The sequence below is a fragment of the Anaeroplasma sp. genome (assembly GCF_034179385.1).
Lineage (GTDB): Bacteria > Bacillota_I > Bacilli_A > Acholeplasmatales > Anaeroplasmataceae > Anaeroplasma.
In genome coordinates, this window is sequence record NZ_JAXFPY010000049.1 from 1 (window position 1) to 14,748 (window position 14,748).

Annotated in this window: 17 protein-coding genes; 13 read left to right on the forward strand and 4 right to left on the reverse strand. The window is 27.9% G+C overall.

Translation table 11 applies throughout. From position 1 onward, the window contains the following. From SPJ17_RS03260 to SPJ17_RS03310, 11 genes are all read left to right on the forward strand, one after another. The coding region (locus SPJ17_RS03260; RefSeq protein WP_321092714.1) for a hypothetical protein at positions 1 to 336 on the forward strand (336 nt) is incomplete at its 5' end. Positions 337 to 445: 109 nt separating this feature from the next. Then, positions 446 to 778: a hypothetical protein gene (locus SPJ17_RS03265; RefSeq protein ID WP_321092717.1), complete on the forward strand. Its 333-nt coding sequence runs from the start codon at positions 446 to 448 to the stop codon at positions 776 to 778. Between the two features lie 1,075 nt (positions 779 to 1,853). Continuing rightward, a complete protein-coding gene (locus SPJ17_RS03270) occupies positions 1,854 to 2,411 on the forward strand; it encodes a helix-turn-helix domain-containing protein (RefSeq protein WP_321092719.1) in 558 nt (185 codons plus the stop codon). Further along, on the forward strand, positions 2,399 to 2,617 hold the full coding sequence (locus SPJ17_RS03275; protein ID WP_321092721.1) for a hypothetical protein: 219 nt from the start codon (positions 2,399 to 2,401) through the stop codon (positions 2,615 to 2,617). Before SPJ17_RS03270 ends, SPJ17_RS03275 begins: the two co-directional genes overlap by 13 nt. Continuing rightward, on the forward strand, positions 2,614 to 3,297 hold the full coding sequence (locus tag SPJ17_RS03280; RefSeq protein WP_321092724.1) for a metallophosphoesterase: 684 nt from the start codon (positions 2,614 to 2,616) through the stop codon (positions 3,295 to 3,297). The genes SPJ17_RS03275 and SPJ17_RS03280 overlap by 4 nt, the downstream gene beginning before the upstream one ends. A 358-nt stretch (positions 3,298 to 3,655) precedes the next feature. Then, entirely contained in the window at positions 3,656 to 4,747 is a 1,092-nt protein-coding gene (locus SPJ17_RS03285; RefSeq protein ID WP_321092726.1) for a helix-turn-helix transcriptional regulator, read from the forward strand. 4 nt (positions 4,748 to 4,751) lie between these two features. Beyond that, positions 4,752 to 5,924: a helix-turn-helix transcriptional regulator gene (locus SPJ17_RS03290; RefSeq protein WP_321092729.1), complete on the forward strand. Its 1,173-nt coding sequence runs from the start codon at positions 4,752 to 4,754 to the stop codon at positions 5,922 to 5,924. Between the two features lie 3 nt (positions 5,925 to 5,927). Beyond that, positions 5,928 to 7,040, forward strand: coding sequence for a DarT ssDNA thymidine ADP-ribosyltransferase family protein (locus SPJ17_RS03295; protein WP_321092731.1), 1,113 nt, complete (start codon positions 5,928 to 5,930; stop codon positions 7,038 to 7,040). A gap of 1 nt (position 7,041) precedes the next feature. Beyond that, on the forward strand, positions 7,042 to 7,704 hold the full coding sequence (locus SPJ17_RS03300; RefSeq protein WP_321092733.1) for a hypothetical protein: 663 nt from the start codon (positions 7,042 to 7,044) through the stop codon (positions 7,702 to 7,704). 12 nt (positions 7,705 to 7,716) lie between these two features. Then, entirely contained in the window at positions 7,717 to 8,388 is a 672-nt protein-coding gene (locus SPJ17_RS03305; RefSeq protein ID WP_321092735.1) for a hypothetical protein, read from the forward strand. Beyond that, positions 8,388 to 9,002 (forward strand): hypothetical protein, encoded by a 615-nt coding sequence (locus SPJ17_RS03310; protein ID WP_321092738.1) that lies wholly within the window; start codon positions 8,388 to 8,390, stop codon positions 9,000 to 9,002. Before SPJ17_RS03305 ends, SPJ17_RS03310 begins: the two co-directional genes overlap by 1 nt. Positions 9,003 to 9,457: 455 nt before the next feature. On the opposite strand, the gene SPJ17_RS03315 is transcribed toward SPJ17_RS03310, so the two are convergent. From SPJ17_RS03315 to SPJ17_RS03330, 4 genes are all read right to left on the reverse strand, one after another. Further along, a complete protein-coding gene (locus SPJ17_RS03315) occupies positions 9,458 to 11,056 on the reverse strand; it encodes an IS66 family transposase (RefSeq protein WP_321092741.1) in 1,599 nt (532 codons plus the stop codon). A 335-nt stretch (positions 11,057 to 11,391) separates the two neighbouring features. Continuing rightward, on the reverse strand, positions 11,392 to 11,721 hold the full coding sequence (gene tnpB, locus SPJ17_RS03320; RefSeq protein WP_321092743.1) for an IS66 family insertion sequence element accessory protein TnpB: 330 nt from the start codon (positions 11,719 to 11,721) through the stop codon (positions 11,392 to 11,394). Further along, positions 11,718 to 12,089 carry a hypothetical protein gene (locus SPJ17_RS03325; protein WP_321092745.1) on the reverse strand — a complete coding sequence of 124 codons (372 nt, stop codon included), beginning with the start codon at positions 12,087 to 12,089 and terminating at the stop codon, positions 11,718 to 11,720. Before SPJ17_RS03325 ends, tnpB begins: the two co-directional genes overlap by 4 nt. 83 nt (positions 12,090 to 12,172) lie before the next feature. Beyond that, on the reverse strand, positions 12,173 to 13,087 hold the full coding sequence (locus tag SPJ17_RS03330) for an IS1595 family transposase (RefSeq protein WP_321092747.1): 915 nt from the start codon (positions 13,085 to 13,087) through the stop codon (positions 12,173 to 12,175). Between the two features lie 350 nt (positions 13,088 to 13,437). Here SPJ17_RS03330 and SPJ17_RS03335 point away from each other — a divergent pair, with 350 nt between their 5' ends. Then, positions 13,438 to 13,830 carry a hypothetical protein gene (locus SPJ17_RS03335; RefSeq protein ID WP_321092749.1) on the forward strand — a complete coding sequence of 131 codons (393 nt, stop codon included), beginning with the start codon at positions 13,438 to 13,440 and terminating at the stop codon, positions 13,828 to 13,830. Between the two features lie 438 nt (positions 13,831 to 14,268). Continuing rightward, the coding region (locus SPJ17_RS03340) for a hypothetical protein (RefSeq protein ID WP_321092751.1) at positions 14,269 to 14,748 on the forward strand (480 nt) is incomplete at its 3' end.

Sequence of the window (14,748 nt, forward strand, 5' to 3'; positions counted from 1 at the left end):
GATGATGATAAATATGTTTTTTTATCCGTAAATTCAAAGGATGAAATAGAATTCAAAGTATCTGCACCTAATGCATTTATGCATATGTTACTCTTGAATCCATCATTAGATGGTAATGGGTTTAAGGGAATAACTAAAATATGGCAAGAGGATTTACTTTTCGAAACAGAAAATGGCATAATTGAAGTGACTAATTTAGATGAAGCAAAAGCTGACATTGAATTCTATAATGTAAATACAAATATTGAAGAAACAAAAGCTTTATATCATGCTATTATTGATATCATTGAGTATTCAATTATTAATAAAAATAAGTTGTATATTTCTGTTGAATAAATTTACTAATTATTTTTTGTGCCTTTTTAGAAATTGACGCTAAAAATTAGACATTTGTGGTGTTGCAATTAAGAAAACACTGTCGATGTAATGGGCATAATAAGTGGGGGTGTGGTGTTCAAAAAATATAAAGACTTCACTTATTAATTGGGCAGGCAAGGTTTTATATGAAGCAAACCTTCCACACTTTACAATCCATAGTTTAAGATATACAAATATTGCATTACAAATTGCATCTGGAGTTCCTTTAATAACTGCAGCAGGTAGAGCAGGTCATTCTAGAACATCAACTACTACAGATATCTACTCACACTTTATAGGTACATCAGATAATGTCGCAGCGAATGTTATTGATTCAATGTTTGAGAAGAAGAATGATCAAAAGTCTCAAGCTTTATTGAAATTATTAAATGATATGGAATCCATGATATATCAGAGTTAAAGAGTCTAATAGCTAAATTATAAAAATAAGACTGGAAATTAAATCTTAAAGCGAAATCCAGTCTTTTGTTTTGCTTATTCTCTGGCCACAAATCTTGAACACAAATTTAAAAAGGATTCGAACCATCACCAATGGTTTTGGAGTAAATTCAAATCGGTTTTGAATGGACTATTTTGAACGAAAAATGCCTATTATTGCATTAAATTCATATATTAATGCCAGGCCTTAATGAGGTATACACAAACTTTCATAGGATAATAGATAATTATTCATTAATTATTGTATTGGAGCATTTATTATCATTATAGATATATCTTTGTATCGTAGAAACAAATCTCGAATTAAAAATTAAAGAAGTATGTTTGTTATGAAAAGATTTATAGTAATATTAATAATAAATCTATAATTATTGATAAGATAATTTTTGCCACTGTAACGTAAAATATTTCTTTGTAACGTAGTTTGTGTTACAATTATGTTACAGAAGTGGTAATATGCTAGAATATTTATCAGATATGTTTGGAAAAGAGCATATTAATAAACAAAGAATTGAAATATCCGGTTTGCCAATATATATGAATTCATACGAATATGAATTATATACAATATTTAATAAATCATGGCTAAGTTCAAACAAAAAGTTGGTGACCAAAAATCTAAATAATTAATATACCATTAGAGAATAATCTTAAAAATTCTATCATTACTATGAATTATCAAACGATTATACTGTTTAAACGAAAGGGTATGTAAATAAAATTTTGTTGCAAAATTTCATTTACCAACTTTACGTTTGAACATAGCATAAATCATTTATTTTTATGAAGAATAAGAATGAATTTAATATTAATTCTTATTTAAAGCATAGAATAATAATAGAAGAAAAGTATAATTGTGATACAGTACTTGTGTTAAATAATTCTAAGGAAGTTCAAAGATTAAATTTGATTAATAATAAAATAATGTTTATAGAAAAAAATAAATATATTTTTATGCCAGCTATAGGGTTAGTATTTAGTAAACCGAAAAATGAAGATTCTAATATTAAGCTTACTTCACAGGAAATATTGTTGCCTTGTCTTTCTTATATATTGGTGATGATATTACTGTAAAAGATATTATAAAATCATCTAATATAAATAAAATGACAATAAGCCGTGCTTTAACCAAATTAGAAAGTGCTAATTTAGTTAAGCACGAAATCAAAAATAAGGTTTATCATTATAGTCTTTATGAAGATAAAAAAACATACATAAATATGCTTTTAAAAATAATGAAAAATCCTATAAAGCAAAGAGTAATTGTAGCTGAAAATAGTTTAAAAGGGATTGCATTATATGCAGGCACTACCGCTATTTCAAATAATAGTATGCTTTCAAGTGATCAGGTTAATACATACGCTATATATGATGATGATTTGGATAAAGTATCGAATTATAGACCTTATATGGATGGCTTAATAATAAATTCAGATGAAGCTATTTTAGAAATATGGGATTATGATCCATCAATATATTCTAAAAATGGAGATGCTGAGCTTATTTCTGTTATTAAAACTATTCATATAAAAGATGAAAGAATAGAAAATGAAATAGAAGCAATTAAAAAGAGGTACTGTTCGTGGAAGAGATAGTATATGGAATGAATAAATTTAAAGAATATTTTAAAGATTTTTCTGACAAATACATAATAGTCGGTGGTACTGCTACAGCTGTATATTTAAAGGAACAAGCCTTGACTGCAAGAGTCACTAAGGATAATGGATATGATGTATTCAATGGTGGTGCACTTAGTAAAGAAACGACTATATCTTTGATAAAGAAGGAGTATGACATATGATTTTAATCACTGGTGATACACATGGGACAATTGATTATGATAAAATTCATATTCTAAACACAAGAAAAATTTTAACTTCTAATGATTACTTAATTATAGCAGGTGATTTTGGAGCAATATGGAATGCGAACACATTAGATAGAGATTTGTATCCATATGAAAAATTACCATTTACCGTATTATTTATAGATGGCAATCATGAAAATTTCGATATATTAAATTCATATCCTGTAACAAAGTGGAATGGTGGAAATGTTCATATAATAAGGAAAAATATAATTCATCTTATGAGAGGACAAGTGTTTAATATAGAAGGAAAAACTATTTTTACATTTGGTGGAGGAACATCCATTGATAAGTATCGAAGAGAAGAACATATATCTTGGTGGAAGGAAGAAATACCATCGAAAGAGGAAATTAATGAAGGAATTATTAATTTAAGTAAGTATGATAACAAAGTGGATTTTATAATAACTCACTCTTGTGATTCGAATACTTTAAATAATCCATCACTATTTTTTTACGGAAATAAATGTGAAGCATATGAAGATAATTATGCGCTAGATAATTTTGAAAATATTGCAACATATAAAAAATGGTTCTTTGGACACTATCATGTTGACGCTGTAATATCAGATAATAAAGTAGCATTGTATAATGATATTAAAGAATTAGATTAATAATATAACTCATAAAAATACTATTTTTAGATATCCTCGAGTTTAGACTTGAGGATTTTCTGGCTCTTTAAATTATAAGTAGTGCACCATAATTTGCATCTCCAAACTTTAGATGGTATGGGCTTTAAATTATAAGTGGTGTAACAACAACTACAAACTAAAAGGAGTGATGTTTCTACTATTGTAAGGCAATGCATCACTCCTTTTATTGGTTTTTAAGGCAATCGCTATAATAAGTGATTGTCTTTTTAACTTCCAATTACTACCAAAAGTTAATGAAATAATATATAATTAATAAATAAACAATAGGTATCAATTTTTTAATTATTTAATAAAATATAAGTGAGGTCGATGAAAAGTGAACATTTATTTAAAGGATTATAGGTTTATTGCTGATTCTAAAATCACAGGAAAAGAAATAAAGAAACATATGAAATTAAATAATATGAGTGCTAATGATTTACTAGATAAATTATATGAAATAGATCCGAATGTAGAAGTTGGTGATGAGAAAACAATCTATAAGTGGACCTTAGGGAATTCTTTGCCTAAAATTGAAACGCTAGAAAAAGTAGCAAAAGTATTTAATGTTACATTGGATGATCTGTTGTTACCCGATTTAAGAGTTTTACCTGCTCCAGCAAAAGATGATGATATATTAAGCTCAATAAAATCTATTATTTCATTGATGATTAGTAATAATGATAAAGAGCCTATTAATCATTTTGAATTTGATAAAGATAAGCCTATCATTTCTGATGATGAATATAAATTCATTAATTTTGATAAGGCTATTAATTATATAAGAAGATTTGATTATTTGGTCCAAAAGAAATTCTTATCATTTCCGACACCTTTAGAAAATGAAGAATTAATAGATACACTACGCCATTATGACAAATATAATGATGATTTAGAAAAATACATTAATGATTATATAAAGGAAATATCTTCTAATTATGGAGTTGGATATAGATTGAATGTCAATAATGAAATGAAAAATGAATTATTATTCTCATTTTATTACATGTTCTCTCCATTAAGTTTTAATAAACAAATAAGGGATTATTTACTGTTTTATCTAATTCTTAATGATATAAAGAATCAAGAAGCATTAGTGAATTTATTATTGCCTTTTGAAAAGTGTATGGTTTATACAGTATTAAAAGTAATGAACTTACCTGAGTTAAAAGGATTCATTAAACTTTTAGAAAACTATGATGTGAAGCAATTAAAGTTTTCTTTTCCAATGGATAAAATTAATGATCAATTATTTGAGTTTAAGATGATATTAATTAATGAAGATAAGCAAAATATTTACAACTCTATAAATAAAAATCAAAAAAATTATAATATGTGCATCACATTTAGATTGTTGTATGACTATTTATATGAAGAATTATTAAAAATAAAAACATCTAAAGAAGCATTAGAGTTACTGGAGGACTGATATTATGGCTGAATATGCTAATAATATAAATGAATATATAAGAGTTAACCTAGATAGTTTAAAGATATCTAATATTGAATTAGCTAACTTATTAGGTGTTTCTCCAACAATGGTTGTATATTGGCGTAATGATGATTTGAATCCAAATAATAATAGAAAACCTAATCTTAAAAAGATTAGTATTTTAGCTCAATTGTTTGGCGTATCAATTCAAGATTTTTATGACTTAAAGTATTCTAATAATATTAACAAAAGTTCAAGTTATAGTTATATTGATTTTTATAATGATTATAATACAAATAAAGATTTAAAAATCTCATTGATGAATGATGTAGTGAAAAATAACATATATGATTCATTCACTGCATTAATGAAAAAATATTATGATATTGTAAAAAAAGCTATAAGTAATCAAAATTATAATTATGATGAATTGGTTAAATTGAATAAATTATTAGAACCTAATATAGTTGAATTGAAGGCATTTTATATTTTAGAACCTGAAAATGATAAATTTAATCTTAATTGTAAGTCTTATGCATATGATATTTCAGAATTGACAGGAGCTAAACAAGGTGAGACTTTGAATGGTATAAATGTCAATAATTATATTATTGGAGAGTTTATACCGCCTGAATTATTTGACGATGTTATATATTACCATTTTTATGTAAAAGATAGTTCGATATATGTTAAGGATAACAATGGCGTAAGAGCTAAGATAACAATTGTTGAATTTAATCTCGAAACTACCAAAGTAATTGACGATAAAAGCTATTTTGATATATCCATTTATTTGATTAATAAACTAAATAAACTTGGAGAGAAATACAAGTATCATTTAAACTTATTAGATTATGTGAATTTTAGGAGATCTAATGAAATAGAAAATGGAATATATGATGATTATGATCATCAAAACGAACAAGCAAAAAAATATTTAGATTGTTGTTCTAAGGCAAGAAGAAATTTTATATTTTCTAAAAAGATTAACTCATTGATTGATGGTTTTCAGGTTTCTACCAATGAACTTTATGATTTGGTAAAAAGAGAAGCACGATATATTAATTTGGATAAAACTAAGTGGAATGAATTAGAAACAACACTACAGGCATATTCATTAGTATGTGAAGCAGTTCATGATAAGAAAAAATTTGTAAAAAAGAAAGGAGTCTAATTTATGAATTTTAAGAAATTGTATAGAAATTTAAAAAACGAATTAAATGTATTTCCAAACGAGTCTTCTGTAAATGCTTGGCTTGTAGCTAATAGATATAATATCACTGTACTAAATTACAGAGATATTGCAGATAAAGGTAATCATTATATTGCAAGTACATTAGAGGATAAGGTAAAAAACATTTTAAATGAAATTGAATTATATAGATTTTCTGCCCTAAGTGTTAATACGATTTATTTAAAAAATAACAATAATGTTGATGTACTTAAAAAAACAGGTATAGGAGCTGGAATAGGTTTAGGAGCAGCGCTATTATTAGGAGCAGCCGCATTACCTTTTGCTGCTATCGGTGCGTTTTTTGGAGCATTATGGGGTGGCACTAGTAAATTTAGAGATGAAGTTACTTCAACATTAATTGAAAACAGTAAAAGATATGCAGAGGAATATTATAAAAAATTAGAGCCAATCATTTGGGAATTAGCTAATAATGTTATTGATTGCAATGTTAACGAAAATGTACATAAAGAAGAGTCTCTAATTGTTGATGCTGAATATTATACAGATGAACAATTACAAATTAAAAGTTTTCTTGAATCTAGAAATATAAAATATTTAGTTCATTTCACTGATATTTCAAATGCTGATTCAATAAAGAAGTATGGCTTACTATCTAATGATGAATTAATAAAAAGAGGTATTCCATTTAAAAGAAATGATGAAAATAGATTTGATGGAAATACAGACTATATATCATTATCTGTTACAAATATGAATAGACTTGTTTATAGTAGTTACAAGAATACAGGAAGAATTGGTAATACATGCTTAGTATTCATTGATGCCAAAGTTCTATACGAGGAAATAAATGTTAAACGTATTTATTGTGACAAGAATGCATCTGCAACAGCATGTAATAAAGGTAGTAATTTTATAGATTTAGAGAATATGTTTGTTGATTCTATGTCATATAGTACAACATCAAATTACTATATTTATAATAGAATTGACGATTATAGAAATTTAAATGAAACAACAGATCCACAAGCAGAAATTCAATTTAATAAATCTATAGAAAAGAAGTATATTGTTAAAATAGAGAAATTAGGTGAATAGTATGGCTACTAAAATGTGTTTTATTGTTGATGAAAAGAATATTTTCCTTGAGGAAATAATATCATTTGAATATTTTAAGGGATTAGCTTTTTCACAAAAGCAAAAAAATGTATTATCTTTTCATAAATCTATAAAAGAGCTATATCCCGATAAAAAAATTATGGAAATATCTACAAAATCATTTGATGAAATAGGAGTTCGTTGTAGTGCATTTAATTTAAAATTAAATGGGTATTATTTTGAATCAGTTTTTCAATCATCAAAAGTTTTTGAAGGCAATGTTCGATATGATTACTTAAAGTATCGTTTACCAAAAGAGGCAAAGCAATTTATCAATGATACAGAACATGGTGATTTAAAGTATTTTGAATATAATAATCAAATATTTCCTTTAGAACCCAAAAGTATATTTTATGATTATTTGTACATCCAGGCTTTGATTGCAATGAATATTAAAGATGATGAATTATTGAATTCTGATATATTTACAGATATAGAGTTTAATGAAAAGAAACAATATAATTGTCAAGCAAGGGCTATGTGTATATATGTATCTCTAATAAGACAAAACTTGCTTGAAGAAGGAATGAAGGATTTAGAATCTTTTAATAGAATTGTTTATACGAATTATGGATATAGACAATTATCGATGAAATTAGAATAGAGGTGATTCCCTTTGCTAAAGTATGCTGATGATATTGCTATGTATTTAACAAAAATAAGCTATGAATTTGAAAAAATGCCAAAAAAAATGGAAAATGGGTGGTATGTGTATAATTATAATGATGCTAATTCAATTTATAATTTACTATCTGATATAATTGAAAAATTTGTGGTTATTAATGATGTAATACCTGATAAGAATATATATAAACTGATTGGTACTATTGATCCAATCATAAGAAGATATTGTTTAAAAAAAGACTGTTATATTGATAAGACAACATATGACATTTTATATAAAGCAGAAATTCAAACAATCAAAAATATAAAGGATTATTTTATTAAACATTATATTGAAGGTGAAGCTTTAACAATAGCTATCTTATTTAATGAATCTGAAGGAATGGTGTTTTTTAGTATACTGGATCCTGCATCAAAAACTTTTGAAAGACATTCATTATCTGCATATGCAACTTATTGTGATTTGAAAGCAAATTTGAATTTCGAAATATATGATATAGAACTTTCTATATCTAAGCAGTTTTCGTTTTCTTTTGAAAACTCAGATAATGGGAATATAACTTGTTTTGGAGTTAAGAAATTTAATGGAGTTATTTCATGTGATGTAGATGATGAGATTTATAGTGATGAAAGTTGGGGTATTGATAAGAAGGTGATTGAATAATGTTACAAGCTGATTTAATGGAAAGAGTAGAAAATGAAATTGTTGCTTTAAGAGATAGTAAAATAGAAAGATTTTGTAACATTTCATCATTGAATGACTCAAGAATAAATTTAATACAAGGTGGATTTAATATTTCCTTTGCATGGATAATATATAGGATGATTCAAGCGATTAATCTCGATTTAAGTATGCTATATAAAGAAAAAAATTATAAACACATTACATATTTTTTCAATTTGTATCAATGGCAATGGGATGATATTTTTGAAATATGCATTAAAGCAAATAGAATTGGTCTTGAAGTGTATCCCAAAATTAATCTAAATAATGATCTGAGTTATCTTAATGAAGTAGAAATAATTAAATTGTTGGAAGTATATGAAGAAGCAATTAACAAATATTTTGATTTATTTCTAGAACTGAATAAGAGATATATTACTGATGAAAGAACTTTTATACATAAGATGACAACATTTGGAGATAATCATATTCTTACTGAAACAGAACTAGTTGATTTTGCTATGAAAGCATATGATAAAGGTATTAATGTAGTTGATATTAATACGCAAGAAGAACTAGAAGAAATTTATAAGCAAGTTTGTCCTGAGGCGTAGTATGGGAGTAATAGGGAATACAATTTATAGATCAGAAATAACGGGTATTTATTTTCGACCATGTGACATTTATTATAGGACTGAATATTTCCAGTTTAATATAAAATGCAATACGATTCACGATAAAAGAGAATTCTTTTTTGAGACTTTAAAAGTATTAGGTTCTGATGTATGAGATTATTACAAAAAATGAATTTGAAATCTAAATATTACCATTTCTTGCCTTTGATTAAGAAGAACATATATGATTATGTACAGAATTGTCTTAATTTTAATTATCAGTATTCTTATGATTCCGTATGGCAAAAAGGTTTATTTAATGGTCTTATGGTAAGTTTCAAAGATGTCCCTTTAACGTAGGTAAGCCATTTTTTAGATGGGGATATGTCATATTAAGTCAAAATAAGTCGGATTTAGTTGTTTTTTAACTAATTCCGACTTATTTTACGTTATATTTAGTTAAGTTTCATTCGAATGCCTTGGGGTATGGATTCACTCCATGGTAAAAGATCACTAGCTGTTTTCGTGCTAATGTTATTGAATACATAATTCAAATACTTTTCTACAGATAATCCATTGGCTCTTGCAGTTTGCACTATAGAAAATAGTATACCCGTTGCTTTAGCTCCTCGTTCTGATTTGCAGAATAGGAAGGAATTTCTGGCTACAGCGAATGGCCTTACTGCACGTTCAGCGATGGAATTGGTAATATCCAAGCCTCCATACTTAAGGAATGTTTTAAACTCATTCCAATGCTTTAGTGTGTAGTTTTTAGCTTCCTCTAGCTTTGCTTGACCAAAGGTATCTATGCTAGAAGCCTTTTTATATATTTCGTCTAACAGCTTTAAGAATTCAGGCTTATTTCTTTCTGCCTTGATTTCATCCATGGTAAGCTTTCTATTCTTAAATTGCTTTTCCTTTTGGAAGACCTTATCGATTAGGTGAACCATTTTCTCGGCTTCTGTTTCTTTATTTCTTTTCCTTTTCTTAGAAAGCATTTCAGGATCTGCATTCACCCAATATCTTCTTAAATGTGCCCAACACATTTGTACTCCCTTTAGTGGTTTTTCTCCATTTTCCTTAAATTTATCATATCCTCCATAGCCATCTACGGTAATGAATCCGTCATAATTCTCTATCATAACTTCAAACTCAGTGGTTGTTCGATCTAATGAAAAATCATATATCAAAATTGGCCTATTCCAGAATGAAGTAGTAGAAACATACATATAGGATTTCTCCCTCTCATCAACACCTAAAACTTGTACCGTAGTCTCATCAACATGTATGGATTGCGCACTATTATTCACTAGCGCTTCCTTCATTTTGTCATACACTGGAGTGAGTATTTCCGCACTTTTTAATGCGTAATTGGACAAATCCTGAGCTGATATATCTAAACCGTTACTTTGGTGATACTGTGCCTGACGCTCTAGTGGAACTCCTAGATTTATTTTGTTGTTGATGATATCAGAAGCTACGGATGCAGTAATGATTGTCTTCTTAAATGCGTCTGTTATCTCACTTTGAAAGATTTGGTCTGGGTGATTTTTATCTCTATATTTCGGATGAATAAACTTAACATAGGAATATACTGCTGGTTGCTTAACTAGCTTTACGCAAATATCCTCCCCAAAGCGAACTAGCTCATGAGACTTAGATAATTCTTGAAACTCTTCCTCAGTGAAATCGATTGTAACTTCCTCAAGTCCCTCTGTTGGTATTTTGTTATTGGCATTCTTACCACCAGCCTTGCGTCCCGCTCTTTTGGCTTCATCATAAATAACCTCAGCCTCATTAAGCGCTAAATTCTTTGGTTTATCTGGCATTTTCTCCGAGGTTGTATAATACTTGTCCTTAAGGAATTTCTTGATAATTATTTCCTTATCCTCAAGTTCCTTAAGCTTTTTGTTGAATTCGATTTGTAAGTCTCTATACTCCACCTTCAACTGTTCAATTTCATTCCTTTGTGAGGTGTTTTCTTTTTTAAGCTTTGCGTTTTCCTTAAGTAAATATTCTATGATTTCATTTTGTGTCATTCCTTCAAAAGCCATTGCTACAACACCTCCATTACACACTGTATTATAGAATATAATTCGAGTGCTTTCAATCCAGCGAAAGTGGCGGAAAATCAGGGTGATTTTAAGAGATAAAATTAAAAAAAACTAAAGCTATTTGTGGATAACTTTAGTCTTACTGTCAAATCGTGTTCTTTTTATAATGTTTTTTGCTGGAAATGTGAAAAGTTATCCACAATTCTATTGCGAATCGAGAGATAAATAATTAGAAAATGAAGTATTTTTTCTACGAATAAAATGTTTTCATGAATCGAAATTGCTAGGGTAGAGTTCCTATTTAGACCCACTTTGGGCTATGTGGATAAAATATCCTATTCTCGCTTTTCTAAGGCTTGAATAAAATCTAACCCGCTGATGATAATCTTAAGCTCATCTGGAGTAATAATTGCTTGTCTATCGATTTCTGGATACGGAAACTTACCACCAAATAATCTTTTTTGATATAACCAAATACCAGTATCTAAAACCTCTAGTATTTTGATACTGTCCCTCTTTTTGTTACAAAAGAGGAATAGACTATTCTTCATATCATTTTTTTGAAATGAATCTAACACTAAACGATATAAACCACTAATACCCTTTCTAAAATCCGTTACTCCATGAAACAAATATACTCTATCTATATAGGCTAAATCAATCATATCTTAATCGCTCCTATAACCATAGTAAGGATATCTACATCACATTCTAGAGTGGTTCCATTAGGTAATGTCATTTTCACATTTCGGTTTGATATGGGTGCTTCAAACACTTGTGGCTCACTGCGCCTTTCAATGCCTTTACTTTGAATTAGTGGGCTTGATGTTTTCACCTCAGTTGTAATATCATAAAAATCCTTTGTAGGCTTTTCTCCCTCTTGTAAAACAGGAAGCTTTGCCAACCATTGTACTAAGGATGTTCTTGGTATATCATGAAGTCTTGCGTAGGTTCCTACCTTTTGACCACTCCTTAAATAATCCTGTATAATCTCTTCCTTTTCATATATGGATCTCATCTTATTTTTACCCATTTTAAAAGTCCTCCTTGTGATTCTTATTATAGGAGGATTTAAACTAGATTTATATAGGGCTATTTTTTAAACATACCTTAGTATCAACCTTTTTTTGACATTACATCCCTAAATCGCACTTTTTTTGGTGCCGAAATAGCCATTTTTAAGAATAGTTTTAATTTATCATACCTATTTTCAGGATCATTAATAATGAATGAAATTGAGTTCATCCAATCTTGAATATTATCTCTTGAGAACCCTTCATGGTTTCTCATAAACTTTTTAATGTAGGAATGTATTTTATTGATTGGAGTTAATGGATTTTCTTCTTCAGAAAGGAATTCTTGATAAGATGATTTACAAAATTCCTCTGTTAAATCTAATTCTTTAACCAATACTTGATGTGAATGCTCATCATCATGTATAAGTTTTGAACCTGGTTTTATATGACCTTTTAAAGTATTTAAAGTGCTCTTGCTGGAAGGCTTTGATACATTTTCAGATAGTATTATTGTTCTAAAACCATCATATGCTACAGCTATACATATCTTATCTCTTGATATTCCTCTTAATTTATTTCCATCTTTATAAGTTCTTTTAGATTCGACAACAGTAAAGAATGTTTCATCGAATACTATAGCCCCATCTAAAATAATATCATCTTGATAGTTCTTTAATATTTCAAAAACCTTTAAAAGCCAATATTTTCCCGTACTTGAGGCATTTTTATTGTCTCTGGCAGAAGATTTTATTGAGTGGAATTCAAATAAATATATTAAATAATCGAACCATTCCGAGATTGGAATTTTATGAGAATCAAATATGGTATTAGTTAAATTATTAAATGTTCTTTTACAACTTTTACATTGGAATCGATTAATGCCAGTCTTATACTTTCCATACTTTATAAATTCTTTTGAGCCACAATAATGACATCTAAGAGGTACTATGGAATTAATAAGACTAATTTCTTCGGGAGTTTGAGATCTATGCTTTGTATTATATTTTTCATCCATAGTAAAAGAAATAAGCTCCTCAAGAGGCGTCTTATTCGTTTAATATCCCAAGTTAATCTTTTTACAGATGTTCCCCAGTGATTATCTTTATATTTAGTTTTCATGGCGGCGAGTGATGGAACTTCTGGGAGCTGGCTAATCATCAACCGCCAAGTATCACACGTATTAACCAGCTCTCAGAAATTCACGTGATTTTCCTTTCTATATACTGGTTCTATTATATCACTTCATTTCTAATTTACCAACTCTGTGCAAATTAGGAATTTATTTTCAAAACTGATTTACATTAAAGTAACTCATGAATTATAATATATGTTATAATAACTTTGTTTTAAGAATTAGGAGGATATATGATTAGAAAATTTAAGAATAGAAATGAACTCATTTCTTATATTATTTTATCAGTTTTATCTTTATTAAGTATTGGTTATTCTATAAGCTTATACATAAAAGCTGGTTTTTGGTTTTTCTTTGTTCCGATGATCCTTCTATTTATTATATTCATTGTTTTTAGAAGATATTTATTTTTAGTTTTACTTGAGCTTGCCAATGCAATTCTTTTGTTTGTTATACTTTTATCTGTAGCAATAAGCTTTGGAGGAGGGAATCCATTTAGTATTTTTGTGAGTTTTTGGGAAGAAACTACGATTATAATTTCAAGCCTAGTCCTTATGGTTGTTATACTAATTATTTGGATGAAAGAAAGAAAAAATAACAAAGAAAAAGTAGTAGAAGAAGAATAGACATTTGAGTGTATGTAATGGTATAAATCAAAAATTTATTATTAGGAGAATTTTTATGCCACATATTATAATTAAATGTTATCTAAGGAGAACAGAAGAACAAAAAAGAAATGTGCTGAATCTTTGGCTATAGTATCGCAAATACACTAGGCTTTGATATTTCATCTCAATCTTTAGAAATTGATGAAATTGAAAAAGAAAATTGGGCTTTTTATGTATTGGATAAGGAAATTAGCCCAAATATGGAAAAAATATATATTAAGCCTGGATATAAATCAGAAAATAGATAAGAAGGATAAAAGGGACAAAAGCTAAATTGCTTTGTCCCTTTTTTGGCAATAACTTGCCAAATTTTCTTTTTTTCTTTCCCTTGCTATTTCAAATCTTTGATATTCAGGTTATAATTAAATAAATATAACGATAAAAGGAGTGAATAAAATGTCAGTGATTCTAAACCAAGGCCTAAAGCCTTATCAAGAATCTATTACTCATGAAATAGGTTCATTAAAAACTATAGTAAACCTATGCCCATCTGCGTCTAATATTATAGTAGAAATTCCTCTTTTTAAGACATTAGGCGTAAGTGTTATGTCACCATCTTTAATCTATAATTATCAATTAAGAGGTAGTGGAGGAATATTTAGGGGAGTTAAATTCAACTATTTTTCAACTCTATATAAGGATGGAGATAATTTCTATATTACTAATCCTGATGGAACTATAGATTCATATAATGGATATAATAGTGTAAACCCTGAAACAAATTCATATGTATATTATTCCTATGCTGGTAGGGATTATTATATCTTAAAAGATAAATATGATAATAAAATAGAATACTTAGATTATAATTATAGCCTTCCTTATCGAATTTTATATAAAGATGGAACTACACTTACAATTACATCATCTTCGAAT

Bases quoted from the DNA above. Each gene is read 5' to 3' on its own strand.
- SPJ17_RS03280 (WP_321092724.1), top strand. From the start codon at position 2,614: ATGATTTTAATCACTGGTGATACACATGGGACAATTGATTATGATAAA.
- SPJ17_RS03290 (WP_321092729.1), top strand. From the start codon at position 4,752: ATGGCTGAATATGCTAATAATATAAATGAATATATAAGAGTTAACCTA.
- SPJ17_RS03295 (WP_321092731.1), top strand. From the start codon at position 5,928: ATGAATTTTAAGAAATTGTATAGAAATTTAAAAAACGAATTAAATGTA.
- SPJ17_RS03300 (WP_321092733.1), top strand. From the start codon at position 7,042: ATGGCTACTAAAATGTGTTTTATTGTTGATGAAAAGAATATTTTCCTT.
- SPJ17_RS03310 (WP_321092738.1), top strand. From the start codon at position 8,388: ATGTTACAAGCTGATTTAATGGAAAGAGTAGAAAATGAAATTGTTGCT.
- SPJ17_RS03315 (WP_321092741.1), bottom strand. From the start codon at position 11,056: ATGGCTTTTGAAGGAATGACACAAAATGAAATCATAGAATATTTACTT.
- tnpB (WP_321092743.1), bottom strand. From the start codon at position 11,721: ATGATTGATTTAGCCTATATAGATAGAGTATATTTGTTTCATGGAGTA.
- SPJ17_RS03325 (WP_321092745.1), bottom strand. From the start codon at position 12,089: ATGGGTAAAAATAAGATGAGATCCATATATGAAAAGGAAGAGATTATA.
- SPJ17_RS03330 (WP_321092747.1), bottom strand. From the start codon at position 13,087: ATGGATGAAAAATATAATACAAAGCATAGATCTCAAACTCCCGAAGAA.
- SPJ17_RS03335 (WP_321092749.1), top strand. From the start codon at position 13,438: ATGATTAGAAAATTTAAGAATAGAAATGAACTCATTTCTTATATTATT.